Genomic DNA, 17,868 nt, shown 5'->3' on the forward strand with positions numbered 1-17,868 from the left:
CGCTCATTGGCCGATCGCCTCCTTGAGCTTGGTGGAGGCGACGCGGCAGAGATGGGCGTATTCGCCGGAGGTCCGGAACAGCTCGTCGCGCGGATAGGCGGCATCGACCTGGAGATCGGCCATGACCCGGCCGGGCCGTGCCGCCATCACCACGATGCGCTGCGAGAGATAGACCGACTCGAAGACCGAATGAGTGACGAAGACCGCGGTGAAGCGCTCGCGCTCCCACAGGGACAACAGATCGTCATTGAGGCGGTGGCGGGTGATCTCGTCGAGCGCCGCGAAGGGCTCGTCCATCAGCAGGATCTTCGGCCGCATCACCAGCGCGCGGGCGATCGAGACGCGCATCTTCATGCCGCCCGAGAGCTCGCGCGGATAGGATTTCTCGAAACCCTTGAGCCCGACCAGCGCCAGCATCTCGGCCGCGCGCGCCTCGGCCTCGGCTCTGGCCACGCCCTTGAGCTTGAGCGGCAGCATGACGTTGGCGAGCGCATTGGCCCAGGGCATCAGCGTCGGATCCTGGAAGACGAAGCCGAGATCGCGTGCGCCATGGCCGGCGCTGCCCTGTGCTTCGCCGGTCTCGCCCGGCCAGGTGATCGTGCCCGAGCTCGGCGCGCCGAGCCCTGCGATCATGCGCAGCAGCGTCGACTTCCCGCAGCCTGACGGGCCGAGAAGGCTGATGAACTGCCCTGCCCCCAGCTCCAGATCGACATCGCGCACGGCGAGCGTGCCGTTGGCGAAACGCTTCGAGACGTGCCGGACCGCCACCAGCGGCGTGCTCGCGGCAGATTGCGGCTTCGTCTCGTCCATCGTCACAGTCATCTTTTCAGCAATGTTCGTCCGGCTCAGCCTTTGCCGATGCCCTTGTTGACGAAGTCGAGGCTGTAGGCCTTCTTCACGTCGACGCCGGCCGGAACGACGCCGGCCTCGCTCATCGTCTTGTAGAAGCTTGCCCAGCGCGCGTTGGTCATGGCGCCGATGCCGAGCGTCTTGGCGTCGCCGGAGACGACGATGCCGCGCTCGTTCATCACCTTGAGCGCGTAGTCGATCTTCTCCTGATCCATGTCGGGATTGTCCTTCAGGATCCGGGCATTGGCGGCCTCGTTGCCGGCGCCGCCCTTCATGTACTCGGCCCAGCCTTCGAGCGTCGCATCGGTGAAGCGCTGTACCAGCTCCTTCTTCTCCTGGACCATCTTCCGGGAGATCGTGATCGTGGTGTTGTAGTTCTCGAAGCCGGCATCCGCGAGGAGATGCACGACCGGGTCGACGCCCGCCTTGCGGATGACGAAGGGCTCGGAGGAGAGGAAGCCCTGCTGCGTCAGCTTCTTGTCGGCCAGGAACGGCGCCATGTTGAAGGTGTAGGGACGGATCTGCTCGTCCTGGAAGCCGAACTTGAGCTTCAGGAAGGGCCAGAAGCCGACGCGGGCTTGCGCCGCGATCAGGATCGGCTTGCCCTTGAGGTCGGCGAGCGTGTCGTTGCCCTGGCCGGGATGCGAGATCAGGACCTGCGGGTCCTTCTGGAAGATCGAGGCGATGCAGAGGAAGGGCAGGTTCTCATGCGCGAAGCTGAGCGCCTCCAGCGAGTTGCCCATGATCATGTCGACGCGGCCGCCGAGCAGGAGCTGGGTCGGGTTCTGCTGCGGGCCGCCCGGGCGGATCTCCACGTCGAGCCCGTATTTCTTGTAGATGCCGTTGGCCGCGGCCAGATAGAAGCCGCCATGCTCGGTCTGGGCGCGCCAGTTGGTCTGGTAGCTGACCTTGTCGAGCGTCTGCGCATTGACGCGCGCGCCCGGCATCGGGATCAGCAGGGAGGCGGTGGAGCCGCCGATCAGCCCCAGCGCGGCGCGCCGGTTCACGCGATATTTCATCGTCGTCATCTCGCAATCTCCCCTCACGCCGCGGCCGACCCGGCCACTGGCCCGTCTCCTTATCCCATGCGATAGGACGACGGGACAATGCAACGCCGTGCCGCCGGGTTTCTGCACAGAAACAAGGCGATCGCACCGGCTCCTAACAGGCCTGATCATGACCGCACGTTTCTGGGGCGACCTGAAGAGCTCCGACTTCGCCACGCTTTCGCCTGACCGCACCGTCGCGGTGCTGCCCCTGGCTGCGATCGAGCAGCACGGCCCTCATCTGCCGGTCTCGGTCGATACCACCGTGATGAACGGGATGCTGGCCGAGGCCATGCCGCTCGTGCCTGATGATCTCGACGTGCTCGTGCTACCGACGCAGGCCGTCTGCAAGTCGAACGAGCACCTGCACTCGCCGGGCACCGTCACGATCGGCTGGGACAGCGCCGTCCGCTCCTGGATCGAGATCGGCGAGAGCGTGAAGCGGGCGGGCCTGCGCAAGCTCGTGCTGATCACCTCGCATGGCGGCAATGTCGACCCGATGAAGATCGTGGCGCGGGAGCTGCGCGTCGATCACGGCATGCTCGCCGTCTGCACGGCCTGGATGTCCTTCGGCCTGCCCGAGGGGCTCTATGGCGAACTCGACATCCGCCACGGCATCCATGGCGGCGATGTCGAGACCTCGCTGATGCTGCATTTCCGGCCGGACCTCGTCGACATGAGCCGGGCCGCGCTGTTCAAGCCGCATACCGTGACGATGGCCGAGGAAGGCTACACCCATCTGCGCCCGACCGGCCTGCATGCCTTCGCCTGGATGGCGCAGGACGTGAACCGCGCCGGTGCCGCCGGCGACGCCGGCCTCGCGACGGCTGCGAAGGGCAAGACGACGGCTGCGCTTCAGGCGAAAGGCTTCGTCCAATTGATGGTCGATGTCGCGCGGATGCCGCTCGATACGCTCTACAAGGCGGATTGAGCCTCACTCCGGATCGAGGAGACGCGGCCCCGGCCCCTCCTCGGCCAGGCGGTCGAGCGGATTGTGCAGCGGGCAATCCCGCACCGAAAGGCAGCCGCAGCCGATACAGCCGTTGAGATCGTCGCGCAGCCGGGTCAGCCGGTCGATGCGGCGTTCCAGCTCCTGCTTCCAGGCGGATGACAGCCGCGCCCAATCGGCGACGGTCGGCGTGCGCTCCTGCGGCAGGGCCTTGAAGGCCTCGCGAATGGTCTTCAGCGGAATACCGGCACGCTGCGCCACCTTGATGATCGCGACCCGGCGCAACACCTCGCGGGCATAGCGGCGCTGGTTGCCCGCCGTGCGATGGCTGCGGATCAGCCCTTCCGCCTCGTAGAAATGCAGGGCCGAGACGGCAAGCCCGCTGCGGCGTGCGACATCACCGACGCTGAGCTCGCCCGGCAAACGCACCTGCTGGGACATCGGAATACGCCTCTTGACCTTAACCTTACTTGAGGTTCTATAAGCCCTGCTCCCGTGATGCAAACCGGAGCGTTTCCATGCACCAGAAGGTCGATACGCGGATCAGGCTCGCCCTGATCTATGGCAGCAGCCGCGAAGGCCGCTTCTGCGACAAGGTCGCCGGCTGGGCGATCTCGCAGATCGCGGGCGACGGCCCGTTCGATCTCGCGGTCGTCGACCCCGGCGAGATCGACCTGCCGCCCCGCCATGTCAGCGGCAAGCATCCTGCCCTCGAAGAGCTCAGGAGCATCATCGGCTGGGCCGACGGCTTCGTCGTGGTGACGCCGGAATATAATCGCGGCTATCCGGCAATCCTGAAATTCCTGATCGACGCGGTCGGGCCGGAATGGCGCGGCAAGCCGGTCGGCTTCGTCTCCTATGGCGGCATCTCGGGCGGCCTGCGCGCTGTCGAGCAATTGCGCCTCGTCTTCGGGGAGCTGCATGCCGCACCGATCCGCGACGGCGTCGCCTTCGCCGATGTCTGGAGCCGCTTCGATGCGGAAGGCGGATTGCTCGATGCCGACCGCGCGGAACAAGCGATGGCGACGATGCTCGCGCAGCTCCATTGGTGGGCGAGCGCATTGCGCAAGGCGCGCGAGAGCGTGCCCTACGGCCAGTTCGCGGCGGCGTGATACGTCACGCGAACGTGGAAAGAGCTTCACAAATCCGAACTGGTCTCTTCGTGGCGGGATGCGGAACAATGCCCCTCCCTGACGAGGAGCCGACGGATATGAAGCTCAAACTTCTCCGCAACGCGACGCTGAAGCTCTCCTATGGCGGCAGGACCTTCCTGATCGACCCGGATTTCGGCCCGCGCCATAGCCGTCGCTCCTTCACCGGGCGCTCGGAGAACCCGATGGTCGAACTGCCCGAGCCGGTCGAGGACATCATCGCCGGCGTCGACACCGTGATCGTCTCGCATCTCCATGCCGATCATTTCGACGAGGTGGCCAAGGAGCGCCTGCCGAAGGACTTAGCCATCATCTGCCAGCCCGGCGATGAGGCGGCGATCGCGCAGGCGGGCTTCTCCTCGATCACCGCGATCGACTGCTTCATCCGATTGGGCCAGATCATCCTGAAGCGGCACCCGGCCCAGCACGGCACCGGCGCCGTCGTCGAGACGATGGGGCGGGTGATGGGCCTGAGCTTCGAGGCACCGGGTGAGCCGACACTCTACTGGTGCGGCGACAGCGTGTTCTACCCGCCGCTGCGCGACGCCGCGACGGCGACGGGACCGGACGTCATCGTGACGCATTCCTGCGGGGCGATGTGGGACAACACGCTGATCGTGATGGATGACGAGCAGACGCTCGATCTCGCCGAGGCCTTTCCGCTGGCGACGGTGATCGCGACGCATATGGAAGCGCTGGACCACGCCACGGTCAGCCGTTCGGCGCTGCGCAAGGCGGCGAAGGAGCGCGGCGTCGACACGCGGCGCCTGCGCATCCCCACTGACGGCGAGACGATCGAACTCGGCGTGCCGGCGCTGGTGTGAACCGTCTGAGCTTAGCCGTCATGCTCGGGCTTGACCCCAGCATCTCTGGAAAGAGAAGGCGCCTCTTCCTGCATGAATTTCTCGGGTCGAGGCTCCGCCTCGCCCGAGAATGACGCAGTGAAGAAGGTTTACTCCCCCGCCTTGAGCTGCTTGGCGTAGATATCCTTGTACTGCTCGCGCAGCAGGTTCTTCTGGACCTTGCCCATGGTGTTGCGCGGCAAGTCGGCGACGACGAAGACCTGCTTGGGCTGCTTGAACTTGGCGAGCCGCTGCTCCAGCGCCGCGGCGATGCCCTTCGCGGTGATCTCGGCGCCGGGCTTGCAGACCACGACGGCGGTTACGCCCTCGCCGAAATCGGGATGCGGACAACCGATGACGGCGCTCTCGATCACGCCCGGCATCTCGTCGATCTCGGTCTCGACTTCCTTCGGATAGACGTTGTAGCCGCCGGTGATGATCAGGTCCTTGCCGCGCCCGACGATATGGACGTAGCCGGCGAGATCGATCTTGCCGAGATCGCCGGTGATGAAGAAGCCGTCCGGCCGGAACTCGGCGGCCGTCTTCTCGGGATTGCGCCAATAGCCCTTGAAGACGTTGGGGCCCTTCACCTCGATCATGCCGATCTCGTCTCGGGCGATCTCCTTGCCGGTCTCGGGATCGGTGACGCGGGCCGAGACGCCCGGCAGCGGGAAGCCGACCGTGCCGGCGACCCGATCGCCCTCATAGGGGTTCGAGGTGTTCATGTTGGTCTCGGTCATGCCGTAGCGCTCGAGAATGGCGTGACCGGTGCGGTCGCGCCATTCTCGATGCGTCTCGGCCAGCAGCGGGGCCGAGCCGGAGACGAAGAGGCGCATATGCTTCGTCGCCTCCTTGGTCAGGCGGGCATCCTGAAGCAGGCGGACATAGAAGGTCGGCACGCCCATCATGCTCGTCGCCTGGGGCAGATGCTTGAAGACCTGCTCCGGATCGAACTTGGGCAGCAGGATCATCGAGGCGCCGGACAGCAGGATCACGTTCGTCGCGACGAAGAGGCCGTGCGTATGGAAGATCGGCAGGGCGTGCAGCAGCACGTCGCCCTTGCCGAAACGCCAGTAGTCGACCAGCGCCAGCGCATTCGACGACAGATTGTCGTGGCTCAGCATCGCGCCCTTGGAGCGGCCGGTCGTGCCGGAGGTGTAGAGGATCGCAGCGAGATCGTCCGGCCCGCGCGCGACGTCGGCGAAATCGCCCGAGGCGGCATTGGCCTTGTCGAGCAGGCTGCCGGCGCCGATGCCGAGCGTCTCAAGCTTCGCGCCGGCCTTCTCGGCATAGGGGCGCAGCGCTTCAGCCTTGGCGGGATCGCAGACGAAGACGGCAGGTTCGGCGTCTCCCAGGAAATACTCGATCTCGGCCGGGGTATAGGCGGTGTTGAGCGGCAGGAAGATCGCGCCGGCCCGGACCGTGCCGAGATAGAGCATCAGCGCCTCGAAGCTCTTCTCGACCTGAACCGCGACGCGATCGCCCGGCTTGACGCCGAGCCCGGTGAGCGCAGCGGCGAAGCGGGCGGACACCGCGACCATGTCGCCATAGGAGAAACGCCGGCCGTCATCGAGCAGCGCGAAGGGCGCATCCGGCGCCGGCATGCGCGAGCGGATCAGGTCGAAGAGGTGATTGCCCATGATTTCGGGTCCTTTCAGGCGTTTCCGTATCAGCTCGTAGCAGGGCGCAGCAGCTTGCGCACGCTGGAGGAGGCGACCACCGTGTTGCGGGTGGCGAAGGCCTCGTGATTGGTCTCGATATCGTCGAGGTCGTAACGGTAATTGACCATCACGCCATGCGACTCGCGCAGGCCCCGTGCCGAGAGATTGCCGCCGACATTGATCCGCTCCAGCCGCGCGCCGTTGCCGAGGTGGAAGCGTGCGACCGGATCGATGACGCGGCCCGACGCCGTGCGTGCCCGCAGCATGTATTGCGCCGTCATCTGGCCGAGCAGCTTGTCGCGGCGCGCCTTCGTCGCGTCGTCGAGCGAGATCGTCTCGCCGGCCGGGCGGGCGAGTTCAGCGCGCTCCTCATTGGTGAGGGTGAGATCACCGGGCTCGTCGGCGATGCCGGCCAGCCAGCGGGCGAAGCCCGGCACCGGCGAGAGCGTGACGAAGGTATCGAGCCCCGGCAATTCGCGCTTCAGGTCCTCGGCCACCTGCTTGATCAGGAAATTGCCGAAGGAGATGCCGCGCAGGCCCTCCTGGCAGTTCGAGATCGAATAGAACACCGCCGTCGTCGCCTGCTGCGCCGGCAGGATCGTGCGCTCCGGCTCCAGCACCTCGCCGATGCTGCGCGGAATGTCGCCGGTCAGCGCGACCTCGACGAAGATCAGGGGGTCATCGACGAGCTGCGGATGGAAGAAGGCGAAGCAGCGCCGGTCCGCCGGCTCCAGCCGGCGCCTCAGATCGTCCCAGCCTTGGATCTCGTGCACCGCCTCGTAGCGGATGATCTTCTCCAGCACATTGGCCGGCGTGCGCCAGTCGATCCGGCGCAGAACGAGGAAGCCGCGGTTGAACCAGGAGCCGAAGAGATGGCGGAAATCGTCGTCGATGCCCTTCAGCCCGGGCTCCGCCGCCATCGCCTCGAACAGCGCCTCGCGCATCCGCACCAGAACATGCGTGCCCTCGGGCGCAAGGTTGAGACGACGCAGCAATTCCTGCCGGCGCGGCTCGGCCGCGAGATGGAGCGCGGAGACGGTCGCGGCATCCGGCTTAGCACGATAGGCCTCGATCGCCTGGTCGAGCCGGTCGTGATCGGGGCCGAAGCGCTCCTGCAGCATATTGAAGAAGGCGAGCCGGCCGGGCTTGTCGAGGCCCTGCCAGGCTTCCAGCACGGCCTGCGCCAGCGCCATGCCCGAGGCCTCGCCGCGGCCGGAGAGCAGATCCTCGCAGAGCTTGTCGATCGGGCGCGAGCGGCTGCCGAGAAAACGCTCGAAGCCGATCAGCGCGCGGCCACGATCCGCTACGTTGGTCAGAAGTTCGCCCAGAAATGCCATGTCCATGCCGGCTCCCAGTTCGCAGGCTGATCCTATACGAGATTCAGCGCAGGCAAATCGGGCATCAGCGCAGCAGGCTCCAGGCCTTCAGGAAGAAATCCGGCGTGCCGAAATTGCCGGATTTCAGCGCGACGACCATTTCTGGCCCGTCCACGACGCGTGTCCAGGGCACGCCGGGGTCGATTTCCGGGCCGATTTCCAGCGTGCGGATGCCCAAGCCCAGCACGGTCGCGCCCGATGTCTCGCCGCCCGCGACCAGAAGCCGCGTCACGCCGCCCTCGGAAAGCCGCCGCGCGACCTCGGCAAAAGCGTGCTCGACGATGCTGCCCGCCCTCTCGCGGCCGAGCTTGTCCTGCACCGCCGCGACCTCGGCCGGGTCATCGCTGGAATAGAGGAGGAACGGCTTGTCGGCGGGCTGCGCCAGCGCCCAGGCGGCGAGGCCGGCGGCGTCCTGCCTGCCATCGGCCAGCGCGAAGGGATCGACCTTGAGCGCGGGGTAACCTGCTTCCAGCGCCGCCTTGATCTGGCCACGCGTCGCGGTCGAGCAGCTGCCCGAGATGATGCCGGCGCGACCGGCCGGCGCCTGCAAGTCCTGCGGGCCGGGACGCTCCGGCAGCAGGCCGGCGCGTCGGAAATTCTGGGGCAGGCCCATGGCAATGCCGGAGCCGCCGGTCAGCAGGACATGCTCGGACACGGCATGGCCGAGCGTCATCAGGTCCTCATTGGTCAGCGCGTCGGTGACGGCATAGCGGATGCCATCGGCCTGCAACTTCGCGAGGCGCGCCTTCACGGCGGCCGGGCCGGCGAGGACCGTCGCATAATCGACGAGGCCGGTTTCGGTCTTCGCCTGAGCCGACATCAATCGCATCAGGCTGGAATCCCGCATCGGCGTCAGCGGGTGGTCCTTCATCGAGCTTTCATGCAGCGGCACGGCGCCGACAAAGAGATAGCCTTGGTAGATCGAGCGACCATTGGCCGGAAAGGCCGGGCAGACGATGGCGAGCTTCGCGCCAAGGCGCTCGGCCAGCGCATTCGCCACCGGCCCAATATTGCCCTCGGCGGTCGAGTCGAAGGTCGAGCAGTATTTGAACAGGATCTGGCGCGCGCCGCGCTTGAGCAGCGCCTCGCAGGCTGCAAGCGAATCCGCGACCGCCTCGGCCACCGGATTGGTCCGTGATTTCAGCGCGACGACGACGGCATCGGCTTCAGGCAGGGCGGAGCCGGCCGGCGGCACGCCGATGACCTGGACGGTACGCATGCCCGCCCGGTTCAGCATCAGCGCGACATCGGTCGCGCCCGTCATGTCGTCGGCGATCACGCCCAGCAGCATGCTCATTCTCCCTCACGCTTCTATCGAGCGTCGTTCTAGTGCCTGCCGCCCGTCGAGGCGACCGCCATGGCCGCATCGTGCATGTCCTCCCCGGACATGGAACCCCGGTTTCCGGGCCAAGTCATATCTGCCTAAGGGACAGGCAAACTTGCCTGCGAATTGATGCGGCGCATCATCGACGGCGGGCGCGATCTGAGTCAGATTAGTGCCACAAGGAACGAATTGAGCAGGACGATCCGCGCATGACGCGCCGGGAACGTTCGCCGAAAACCGTCCGGAACGAGGGGAAATCATGAAGCTGTTGAAGGTTGCGATCTCGGCCGCCGCACTTGCGCTCGCGATAGTGCCGGCGCTGGCACAGGCGCCGTCCACCCTGCGGATCGGCCTGCAGGAAGATCCCGACATGCTCGACCCGCACAAGGCGCGCACCTTCGTCGGCCGCATCGTCTTCATGGGCCTGTGCGACCGGCTGGTCGATATCACGCCGGAATTGAAGCTGGTGCCGCGGCTGGCGACGGAATGGAACTTCTCCGCTGACGGCCTGACGCTGACGATGAAGCTGCGCAGCGATGCCAAGTTCCACGATGGCGAAGCCTTCAACGCCGAGGCCGCCAAGGCCAATCTGGAGCGGGCCCGCACCCTGCCCGACTCGCTGCGCAAGGCCGAGCTCGCCTCGGTCGACACCATCGAAGCGCCTGATGCCAACACGCTGGTGATTAAGCTGAAGCGCCCGGACGCGACGCTGCTCTCGCAGCTCACCGACCGCGCCGGCATGATGCTCTCGCCCAAGATCCTGACGGGCGACGTCGGGGCGAAACCGGTCTGCTCCGGCCCTTACAAGTTCGTCGAGCGCGTGCAGAACGACCGGATCGTGCTGGAAAAGTTCAAAGAGCACTGGGAGGCCGACAAGTACAATTTCGACCGCGTGCTCTATCGCTCGATCCCCGATACGACGGTCCGCCTCGCCAACCTGCGCTCCGGCGAGCTCGACATGCTGGAGCGATTGGCGCCGACCGACGTGAAATCGGCCCAATCGGACAAATCGCTCAAGATCGAGAGCATCGCCAATCTCGGCTACCAGGGCATCACCATCAACACCAACCATGGCGAAGCCGCCAACCAGCCGATGGGCAAGGACAAGCGCGTGCGCCAGGCGCTCTCGCTATCGATCGACCGCAAGGTGTTGAGCCAGGTCGTGTTCGAAGGGCTCTATGCGCCGTCGAACCAGCCCTTCAACCCCGGCAACTTCTTCGTCAGCGCCGATCTGCCGGTGCCGGCCCGCGACCTCGCCAAAGCGAAGGCGCTGCTCAAGGAAGCCGGGCAGTCCAAGGTCTCGGTCGAGCTCTTCGTCACCAACAACCCGGTCGACGCCCAGCTCGGGCAGGTGATCCAGGCGATGGCGCAGGAAGCCGGCATCGACATCCAGATCCGCTCGACGGAGTTCGCCAGCCAGTTGCGCGACCAGCAGCAGGGCAAGTTCCAGATGAGCCGCGTCGGCTGGTCCGGCCGCATCGATCCGGACGGCAACATCCACCCCTTCGCCCATTCGAAGGGCAACCAGAACGACGGCAAATACGCCAATGCGGAGGTCGACAAGCTGCTCGACGAGGCCCGCACGATCTACGAGCCGGCCGAGCGCAAGAAGCGCTACGACGCCGCGCAGAAGATCCTGCAGGACGAGCTGCCGATCGTCTATCTCTATAACCAGACGGTGTTCTTCGCGATGCGCTCCAATCTGCAGGGCTTCGCGATCAATCCCGACGGAATCATCCGGCTGGCGGGAATGAAGCGCTCGTGAGGGGAGCTTTCAGCTTCACAACCGCGCCGTCATCCCGGGCGGCCGAAGGTCGACCCGGGATCCATCGTAGAGCGCAGTTCTCTACGATGGATCCCGGAGTTCCGCTTCGCTGCATCCGGGATGACGGAGCAGGTTCGAGCGCACCATGTTCACCCTGATCCTCCGCCGCTTCCTGATCGCGATACCGACGCTCTTCCTGGTATCGCTCTTCGTCTTCGCCCTGCAGCGCGCGCTGCCGGGCGATCCCTTCCTCGTCATCGCAGGCGAGGAACGCGACCCCGAGGTGATCGCGCGGCTGCGCGAGATCTACCGGATGGACGATCCGATCTTCGTCCAGTTCTTCGCCTGGCTCGGGCAGGTCGTACAGGGCGATTTCGGCCGCTCGCTGCGCACCGGCGAGCCGGTGCTCGGGCTCATCCTGCAGAAGCTGCCGGTGACGATCCAGCTCGCCACCGCCTCGATCCTCGTCGCGGTCGCGATCGGCATTCCGATCGGCATCCTGGCGGCGCGGCACAAGGGCACGATCGTCGATTATTCCGCCAGCGCGGCCGCCCTGTCGGGACTGTCGATCCCGAATTTCTGGTTCGGGATCATGCTGATCCTGCTGGTCTCGGTTCACCTGAAATGGCTGCCGTCATCGGGCTATGAATCGATCTTCGAGCACCCCTGGGAGGCGATCAAGCGCCTGATCATGCCGGCCTTTGTCCTTGGCAACGGCCTTGCCGCCTTCCTGATGCGCCATACCCGCTCGGCGATGCTGGAGGTGCTGCGCTCGGACTATGTCCGCACCGCCCGCGCCAAGGGGCTCGACGAGGATACGGTCGTGCACCGCCATGCGCTCCGCAACGCGCTGGTGCCGATCATCACGCTGACCACGCTGCTCTTCGGCGAATTGCTGGCGGGCGCAGTGCTGACCGAGCAGGTCTTCACCATTCCCGGCTTCGGCAAGCTGATCGTCGATGCCGTGTTCAACCGCGACTACGGCGTGGTGCAGGGTGTGGTGCTGTGCACCGCCATCGGCTTCATCCTGATGAACCTGATCGCCGACATCCTCTACATCCTCGTCAACCCGCGCCTGAGGACCGGCTGATGGCATCGCTCGATTCCATCGCCTCCGCCGGCGCATCGGCCGGCTCCAAAGGCCGGCCCGGCGTTCTGGCGCGCCTGATCCGCAACAAGTCCGCGCTGCTCGGCGGCGGGCTCGTCCTGATCTTCGTGCTGATGGCGGTACTCGCGCCGGTGTTGCCATTGGCCGATCCGTTCAAGTCGAACTTCCTCGCCATCCGCAAGCCGCCGTCGGAGCTCTACTGGTTCGGCACGGACGAACTCGGCCGCGACCAGGTCACGCGGCTGTTCTTCGGGGCGCAGGCCTCGCTGCTTGCCGGCATCGTCTCGGTTCTGATCGCGGTCGCGATCGGCCTGCCCTTCGGCCTGCTGGCCGGCTGGTATGGCGGCTGGATCGACATCGTGATCTCGCGCGTCACCGAGGCCTTGCTTGCCTGCCCCTTCCTGATCCTCGCCATCGCCTTTGCCGCCGTGCTCGGCCCGTCGCTGACCAATGCGATGATCGCGATCGGCTTGTCAGCCGTGCCGATCTTCATCCGGCTGATCCGCGGACAGGTGATGAACGTCAAGGCGGAGGATTTCGTCGAGGGCGCGCGGGCAGTCGGCGCGCGCGATCTCAGGCTGATGTTCCGCCATGTCCTGCCCAACACCCTGTCCCCCATCGTGGTGCAGTCGACATTGTTCATGGCGCAGGCGATCATCCTGGAAGCCGCCCTCTCCTTCCTCGGCCTCGGCCAGCAGCCGCCGGCGCCTTCCTGGGGACAGATGCTCAACGTCGCCAAGAACTTCATGGAGCAGGCGCCGTGGATGTCGGTGGCGCCGGGTGTCTGCATCTTCCTCGCCGTGCTCGGCTTCAACCTGCTCGGCGACGGCCTGCGCGACGCGCTCGACCCGAAAGAAAACTAGGCTTCAGGGATACGCCCATGTTCACGACCCGCCCCGAAATCCTCGGCACCTTCGGTGTCGTGACGTCGACCCACTGGCTCGCCACCGCCTCGGGCATGGCGATGCTGGAAAAGGGCGGCAACGCCTTCGACGCCTGCGCCGCCGCCGCCTTCGTGCTGCAGGTGGTGGAGCCGCATCTCGTCGGCCCGGCTGGCGACATGCCAGCCGTGTTCTATTCAGCCGAGACCGGGAAGGTCGAGACACTCTGCGCGCAGGGACCCGCCCCGCAGGCCGCGACCATCGCGGCCTATAAGGCGCTCGGCCTCGACCTGATCCCCGGTTCCGGCCTGCTCGCGACCGTCATCCCCGGCGCCTTCGGCGGCTGGATGACGCTGCTGCGCGACCGTGGCCGGCTCAAGCTGCGCGACGTTCTCGAACCCGCGATCGGCTATTTCGAGAACGGCCACCCGATGCTGCCGCGCGTCTCGGATTCGATCCGGGAGCTGACCGACCTCTTCAGCAATGAATGGGCGACATCGGGCGCGGTCTACCTTCCCGGCGGCAACGTGCCGGAGGCGCGCAAGCTCTTCGCCAACAAGGCCGCGGCCGAGACCTACAAGCGCATCCTCGCCGAGGCTGAAGCCAAGGGCAGCGACCGGCAGGAGCAGATCCAGGGCGCCTATGACGCCTGGTACAAGGGCTTCGTCGCCGAGGCGATGGACCGCTTCTGCCGCACGCAGGAGGTGATGGATTCCTCCGGCCGCCGCAACAAGGGCCTGCTGACCGCGCAGGACATGGCGAATTACAAGCCGACCTATGAGACGCCGACCTCCGTGACCTATCACGACTGGGAGGTCTTCAAGATCGGCCCGTGGGGCCAGGGTCCGGCCTTCCTGCAGACGCTGAAGATCCTCGAAGGCGTCGATCTCGCCGGGATGGGCCCGGCCAGTCCCGAATTCGTCCACCATGTCGTCGAGGCGATGAAGCTCGCCTTCGCCGATCGCGAGGCCTATTACGGCGACCCGGATTTCGTGAAGGTGCCGCTGGCGACCCTGCTCTCCGAGGATTATGCGGCCGGACGGCGCGGGCTGATCGGCGAGCGCGCCTCGCTGGAGCTGCGGCCGGGCGTCGTCTCCGGCTACGAGGCGCAGGTCGCGCATGCGATGAGGGCGCTCGGCGCCATCGCCCAGCCGACCCAGGGCGGCGCTAGCGTCGGCGAGCCGACCATGGCCTCGATGGTCGCGGCCGGCCGCAAGGGCGACACCGTCCATATCGACGTCATCGACAAATGGGGCAACATGATCGCGGCGACGCCCTCGGGCGGCTGGCTGCAATCCTCGCCGGTCATCCCGGAACTCGGCTTCCCGCTGAATTCCCGCGCCCAGATGTTCTGGCTGGAAGAAGGCCTGCCCTCCTCGCTCGCGCCCGGCAAGCGCCCGCGCACGACGCTGACGCCCTCGATCGCCTTCGAGCACGGCAAGCCCCGCCTCGCCTTCGGCACGCCGGGCGGCGACCAGCAGGAGCAGTGGCAGCTCGGCCTGTTCCTGCGCCGCGTCCATCACGGCCTCAACCTGCAGGAGGCGATCGACCTGCCGCTGTTCCACACGCAGCACTTCCCGTCCTCGTTCTATCCGCGCTCGTCGCGGCCGGGCCACATGATGATCGAGGAGAGCATCGGCGCCGCCGCACTCGCCGAGCTGGAGCGCCGCGGGCATGCCGTCGAGAAGGCCCCGGCCTGGACGGTCGGGCGCCTGACTGCGGCAGAACGCGGCGATGACGGCCTCTTGCGCGCCGCCGCGACGCCGCGTCTGATGCAGGCCTATGCCGCCGGCCGATAGAGCGGGGTGCGAAAAAGTGGGAACCGGTTTTTCGCATGAGCCCCGCTCTGAACATTTAGAATTGATGACGATGACTTCGGATCGCCCCGATCCGAAGTCATCGTCATCTTGGGAACTGACCGCATGACCTGGTCCATCGTCGCCCGCGACGCCGCGACCGGCGCCTATGGCGTCGCCGTCTCGACCTGCGCCTTCGCCGTCGGCGCCCGCGTGCCCTATGGCGGCGGGCGGATCGGCGCGATCGCGACGCAGGCCTTCGTCAATCCGCTCTACGGGATCGACGGCCTCAGGCTACTGCAGGAGGGCCGCTCGGCGGTTGAGATCATCGCGACGCTGACGGCAGCCGACGAGGGCCGCGCCCATCGCCAGCTCCATGTCATCGACCGCGACGGCAAGACCGCCTCGCATACGGGCGCGGCCTGCATCGACTGGTGTGGCGCCGTCGATGGGCCGCAGGTCTCGGTCGCCGGCAACATGCTCGCCGGGCCCGAGGTCGTGCAGCAGACCCTGAAGGCCTACATCGCCGCCTCGGCGCTGGATTTCGACGAGCGCCTGCTGGTCGCTCTGGAGGCCGGCGAGAAGGCCGGCGGCGACAAGCGCGGCAAGCAATCCGCTGCGATCCGCGTCTGGGCCGGCGAGCCGGTGCCCAGCCTCGACATCCGCGTCGACGACCACACCGACCCGCTGGCGGAGCTGCGCCGGCTCTGGCGCGTCGCGCATCAGCGCTCGGTGCCGTTCCAGCAGGCCTCGCCCTCGCGCGGGCGCCCGGCCGGCGTCACCGACCGCGCCGAGCTCGACCGGCTCTGCACGGAATACGCAACCGCCTGGAACGCCCGGCACCCGGAGAGCTGACCGGCCAAATGCATTCTCGCCACCTCAGGCGCATGATAGGCTGACGCTTCGTCACCCCATCATGCCGACGAGAAGGGGAATGCGATGGCCGACCCAAGCACCGAAGCCCTCCAGAAGCGCATCGCCACGCTGGAAGCGCAGGTCGCAGCCCTGCTTCAGGCGATCTCAGCGGATCGCGGCGGCAATGTCGTGATCAACGCGCCGGGCTCGCTGACGATCACTTGCGGGATGGGCATCGCGCTGACGGCCGGCAGCGCAATGACGCTGACCTCCGGCGGCAATCTCGCCGTGACCGCGGGCGCCAATGCCACCATGGTGATCGGCAACCGGCTGCGCGTCAGCAGCGGCCATGAAGCCTCGTTCGAAACGCGCAGCTTCAACGTCAGCGCGGCGGTGGGCTGCGATATCGACAGCGGGCAAAACTTCGCCATCACAGCCGGCAAGGAGATGGCGATGAGCGTCGGGGCGGGCATGGCCGTCAGTGTCGGCAAGACGCTTGCGATCGAAAGTGCCGATGCCGCTTCACTGAAAAGCGGCGATGCCAGGCTGAACATGAAGAAGGACGGCAGCGTCCAGCTGCAAGGGCGCGATATCACGCTCAGCGCCTCCGGACGCCTCGAAGCCAAGGCGTCCGGCAATGTCACGATCAAGGGATCGAAGATTCTACAGAACTAGCTCAGGTGAGGCGGCCGCGCGCCGCGACCGGCAGTTCCCCGATCAGCTTGTCGCCGCGCACGGTGATCAGGCGATCGACCATGTTGACGACGACGCAAACATGGTTCGGCACGACGCGCACGACCTCGCCGACGAGCGGGCGCTTGTTCGAGGCGGAGAGGTCGAGGAAGCCATGCTCCTCGGCGAATTGCGCGATCCGCGCTGCCGGATATTCGAGGATATAGCCGTGGCCGTCGAGATTGCCCTTGTCGCTGGTCAGCGTCTTCGAGCCTGAATCGAGGATGCCGCGCTCGGGGCCGGCCCGGCTCACCACCGTCGCATAGACGGTCAGTGCACAATCCTCGAGCGTCGCGACCCCGGCCGCGATCTGCATGCGATCGTTGAAGATCGAGGTGCCCGAGCGGTGCTCGGTCGCGCCCTTGAGCTTGCCCATGTTGGGGATGTTGGGCGAGCCGCCGGTCGAGATGATGTCGGCCTTGAGGCCGGCATCGCGCAGGCCGGCATTGGCGGTGTCGAGGAAGACCTGCGTGCGCTCCCAGCCATCCTCCGGCGGGTACATCAGGAAGCCGGCGAAGCGCAGCCCCGGCGATGCCGCGACCATCTTGGCGAGTTCGACCGCCTCACCGGGTGTCTCGACGCCGGCGCGCTTGCGGCCGGTATCGCATTCGATGACCACTTCCAGGTCACGACCGGCGATCTCGCCCGCAAGCGGCAGGCCGGAGATGGTGACCGGGTTGTCGGCGGCGACGATCATCCGGACGCGGCGCTGGAGGGCGCCGAGGCGGCCGAGCTTCTCCTCGCCGAGGATGTTGTAGCTGATCATGATGTCGTCGATGCCGCCATCCGCCATGACCTCGGCCTCGCCGAGCTTCTGGCAGGTGATGCCGCGCGCGCCCGCCTCGACCTGGAGCCGTGCCAGAACCGGCGATTTATGCGTCTTGATATGCGGGCGGTTGGCGACGCCTGCCGCATCGCAGGCGGCCTGGAGGCGCGCGATATTGGCATCGACCTTGTCGAGGTCGATCACCACGGCGGGCGTGCCGTAAACGCGTGCGATCTCGGCGGCGAGCGGGGTCGCGGCCGGCTGGTCGACGGATTTGGAGGTGGTCGCGGTCACACTCATGGATGCACCTTGATGATGACTTCGATCTCGACGGTCATGCGGTTGGGAAGCGAACCCATGCCGACGGCCGAGCGGGCGTGGCGGCCACGGTCGCCGAGCACGGCGACGAACAGGTCCGAGCAGCCGTTGATGACCTTGGGATGATCGGAGAAATCGGGGGCGGCGTTGACCATGCCGAGCAGCTTGACGACCTCGACCTTGTCGAGCGAGCCGACCGCTTTCTTCATCGCGGCAAGCAGGCCGAGGCCGGTCTGCTTGGCGTGCTCATAGGCCTGCTCGATCGTGACATCGGCGCCGACCTTGCCGGTCGGATAGGTGCCGTCGGCTCGCTTCGGGCCCTGGCCCGAGAGATAGACCATGTCGCCGACCTGCTTGAAGCTGACATAGGTCGCGACCGGCGTCGGCACGTCCGGCAGGATCAGCCCCAGTTCCTTCAGCTTGTCTTCGGCGCTCATGGCGTTCCTCTC

At 66.5% G+C, this 17,868-nt stretch carries 17 protein-coding genes; 9 read left to right on the forward strand and 8 right to left on the reverse strand.

What is annotated here, in order from left to right:
• Positions 1-3: 3 nt before the first annotated feature.
• The gene (locus AC3WMA_RS03940; protein ID WP_492284087.1) at positions 4-810 is read right to left on the reverse strand and encodes an ABC transporter ATP-binding protein; all 807 of its coding nucleotides are present in this window, start codon (positions 808-810) and stop codon (positions 4-6) included.
• 35 nt (positions 811-845) lie between these two features.
• On the reverse strand, positions 846-1,877 hold the full coding sequence (locus AC3WMA_RS03945; protein ID WP_492284088.1) for an ABC transporter substrate-binding protein: 1,032 nt from the start codon (positions 1,875-1,877) through the stop codon (positions 846-848).
• A gap of 148 nt (positions 1,878-2,025) precedes the next feature.
• Between AC3WMA_RS03945 and AC3WMA_RS03950 the strand changes: the two genes are divergently transcribed.
• The gene (locus AC3WMA_RS03950; RefSeq protein ID WP_492284089.1) at positions 2,026-2,826 is read left to right on the forward strand and encodes a creatininase family protein; all 801 of its coding nucleotides are present in this window, start codon (positions 2,026-2,028) and stop codon (positions 2,824-2,826) included.
• Between the two features lie 3 nt (positions 2,827-2,829).
• Here the strand turns inward: AC3WMA_RS03950 and soxR are convergent, their stop codons facing one another.
• Positions 2,830-3,285 carry a redox-sensitive transcriptional activator SoxR gene (gene soxR, locus AC3WMA_RS03955; RefSeq protein WP_492284090.1) on the reverse strand — a complete coding sequence of 152 codons (456 nt, stop codon included), beginning with the start codon at positions 3,283-3,285 and terminating at the stop codon, positions 2,830-2,832.
• 77 nt (positions 3,286-3,362) lie between these two features.
• Here soxR and AC3WMA_RS03960 point away from each other — a divergent pair, with 77 nt between their 5' ends.
• Positions 3,363-3,956: an NADPH-dependent FMN reductase gene (locus tag AC3WMA_RS03960; protein WP_492284091.1), complete on the forward strand. Its 594-nt coding sequence runs from the start codon at positions 3,363-3,365 to the stop codon at positions 3,954-3,956.
• A gap of 98 nt (positions 3,957-4,054) precedes the next feature.
• Positions 4,055-4,819, forward strand: a complete 765-nt coding sequence (locus AC3WMA_RS03965) for an MBL fold metallo-hydrolase (protein WP_492284092.1) — start codon at positions 4,055-4,057, stop codon at positions 4,817-4,819.
• Positions 4,820-4,947: 128 nt separating this feature from the next.
• Here the strand turns inward: AC3WMA_RS03965 and AC3WMA_RS03970 are convergent, their stop codons facing one another.
• Genes AC3WMA_RS03970 through otnK form a run of 3 tightly spaced genes read right to left on the reverse strand, consistent with a single transcriptional unit; the run spans position 4,948 to position 9,171 of the window.
• Complete coding sequence (locus AC3WMA_RS03970) at positions 4,948-6,477, reverse strand: malonate--CoA ligase (protein WP_492284093.1); 1,530 nt, start codon at positions 6,475-6,477, stop codon at positions 4,948-4,950.
• A gap of 29 nt (positions 6,478-6,506) precedes the next feature.
• Complete coding sequence (locus AC3WMA_RS03975) at positions 6,507-7,841, reverse strand: malonyl-CoA decarboxylase (RefSeq protein WP_492284094.1); 1,335 nt, start codon at positions 7,839-7,841, stop codon at positions 6,507-6,509.
• Between the two features lie 58 nt (positions 7,842-7,899).
• A complete protein-coding gene (gene otnK / locus AC3WMA_RS03980) occupies positions 7,900-9,171 on the reverse strand; it encodes a 3-oxo-tetronate kinase (protein ID WP_492284095.1) in 1,272 nt (423 codons plus the stop codon).
• A gap of 286 nt (positions 9,172-9,457) precedes the next feature.
• Here otnK and AC3WMA_RS03985 point away from each other — a divergent pair, with 286 nt between their 5' ends.
• The 6 genes from AC3WMA_RS03985 to AC3WMA_RS04010 all read left to right on the forward strand — a co-directional run bounded on the left by AC3WMA_RS03985 (position 9,458) and on the right by AC3WMA_RS04010 (position 16,278).
• Positions 9,458-10,963: an ABC transporter substrate-binding protein gene (locus AC3WMA_RS03985; protein WP_492284096.1), complete on the forward strand. Its 1,506-nt coding sequence runs from the start codon at positions 9,458-9,460 to the stop codon at positions 10,961-10,963.
• A gap of 145 nt (positions 10,964-11,108) precedes the next feature.
• Entirely contained in the window at positions 11,109-12,053 is a 945-nt protein-coding gene (locus AC3WMA_RS03990) for an ABC transporter permease (RefSeq protein WP_492284097.1), read from the forward strand.
• Positions 12,053-12,934 (forward strand): ABC transporter permease, encoded by an 882-nt coding sequence (locus tag AC3WMA_RS03995; RefSeq protein ID WP_492284098.1) that lies wholly within the window; start codon positions 12,053-12,055, stop codon positions 12,932-12,934. The genes AC3WMA_RS03990 and AC3WMA_RS03995 overlap by 1 nt, the downstream gene beginning before the upstream one ends.
• Before the next feature lie 17 nt (positions 12,935-12,951).
• Positions 12,952-14,751: a gamma-glutamyltransferase family protein gene (locus tag AC3WMA_RS04000; RefSeq protein WP_492284099.1), complete on the forward strand. Its 1,800-nt coding sequence runs from the start codon at positions 12,952-12,954 to the stop codon at positions 14,749-14,751.
• A gap of 123 nt (positions 14,752-14,874) precedes the next feature.
• Positions 14,875-15,603 (forward strand): DUF1028 domain-containing protein, encoded by a 729-nt coding sequence (locus AC3WMA_RS04005; RefSeq protein ID WP_492284100.1) that lies wholly within the window; start codon positions 14,875-14,877, stop codon positions 15,601-15,603.
• Positions 15,604-15,687: 84 nt separating this feature from the next.
• Positions 15,688-16,278: a hypothetical protein gene (locus tag AC3WMA_RS04010; protein WP_492284101.1), complete on the forward strand. Its 591-nt coding sequence runs from the start codon at positions 15,688-15,690 to the stop codon at positions 16,276-16,278.
• Between the two features lies 1 nt (position 16,279).
• On the opposite strand, the gene AC3WMA_RS04015 is transcribed toward AC3WMA_RS04010, so the two are convergent.
• Both AC3WMA_RS04015 and AC3WMA_RS04020 read right to left on the reverse strand, forming a co-directional pair.
• Positions 16,280-17,401, reverse strand: coding sequence for an alanine racemase (locus AC3WMA_RS04015; protein ID WP_492284102.1), 1,122 nt, complete (start codon positions 17,399-17,401; stop codon positions 16,280-16,282).
• Positions 17,398-17,856 (reverse strand): RidA family protein, encoded by a 459-nt coding sequence (locus AC3WMA_RS04020; RefSeq protein WP_492284103.1) that lies wholly within the window; start codon positions 17,854-17,856, stop codon positions 17,398-17,400. Before AC3WMA_RS04020 ends, AC3WMA_RS04015 begins: the two co-directional genes overlap by 4 nt.
• Positions 17,857-17,868 lie beyond the last annotated feature (12 nt).

This window comes from Allobosea sp. FW305-C-101, from assembly GCF_058783685.1.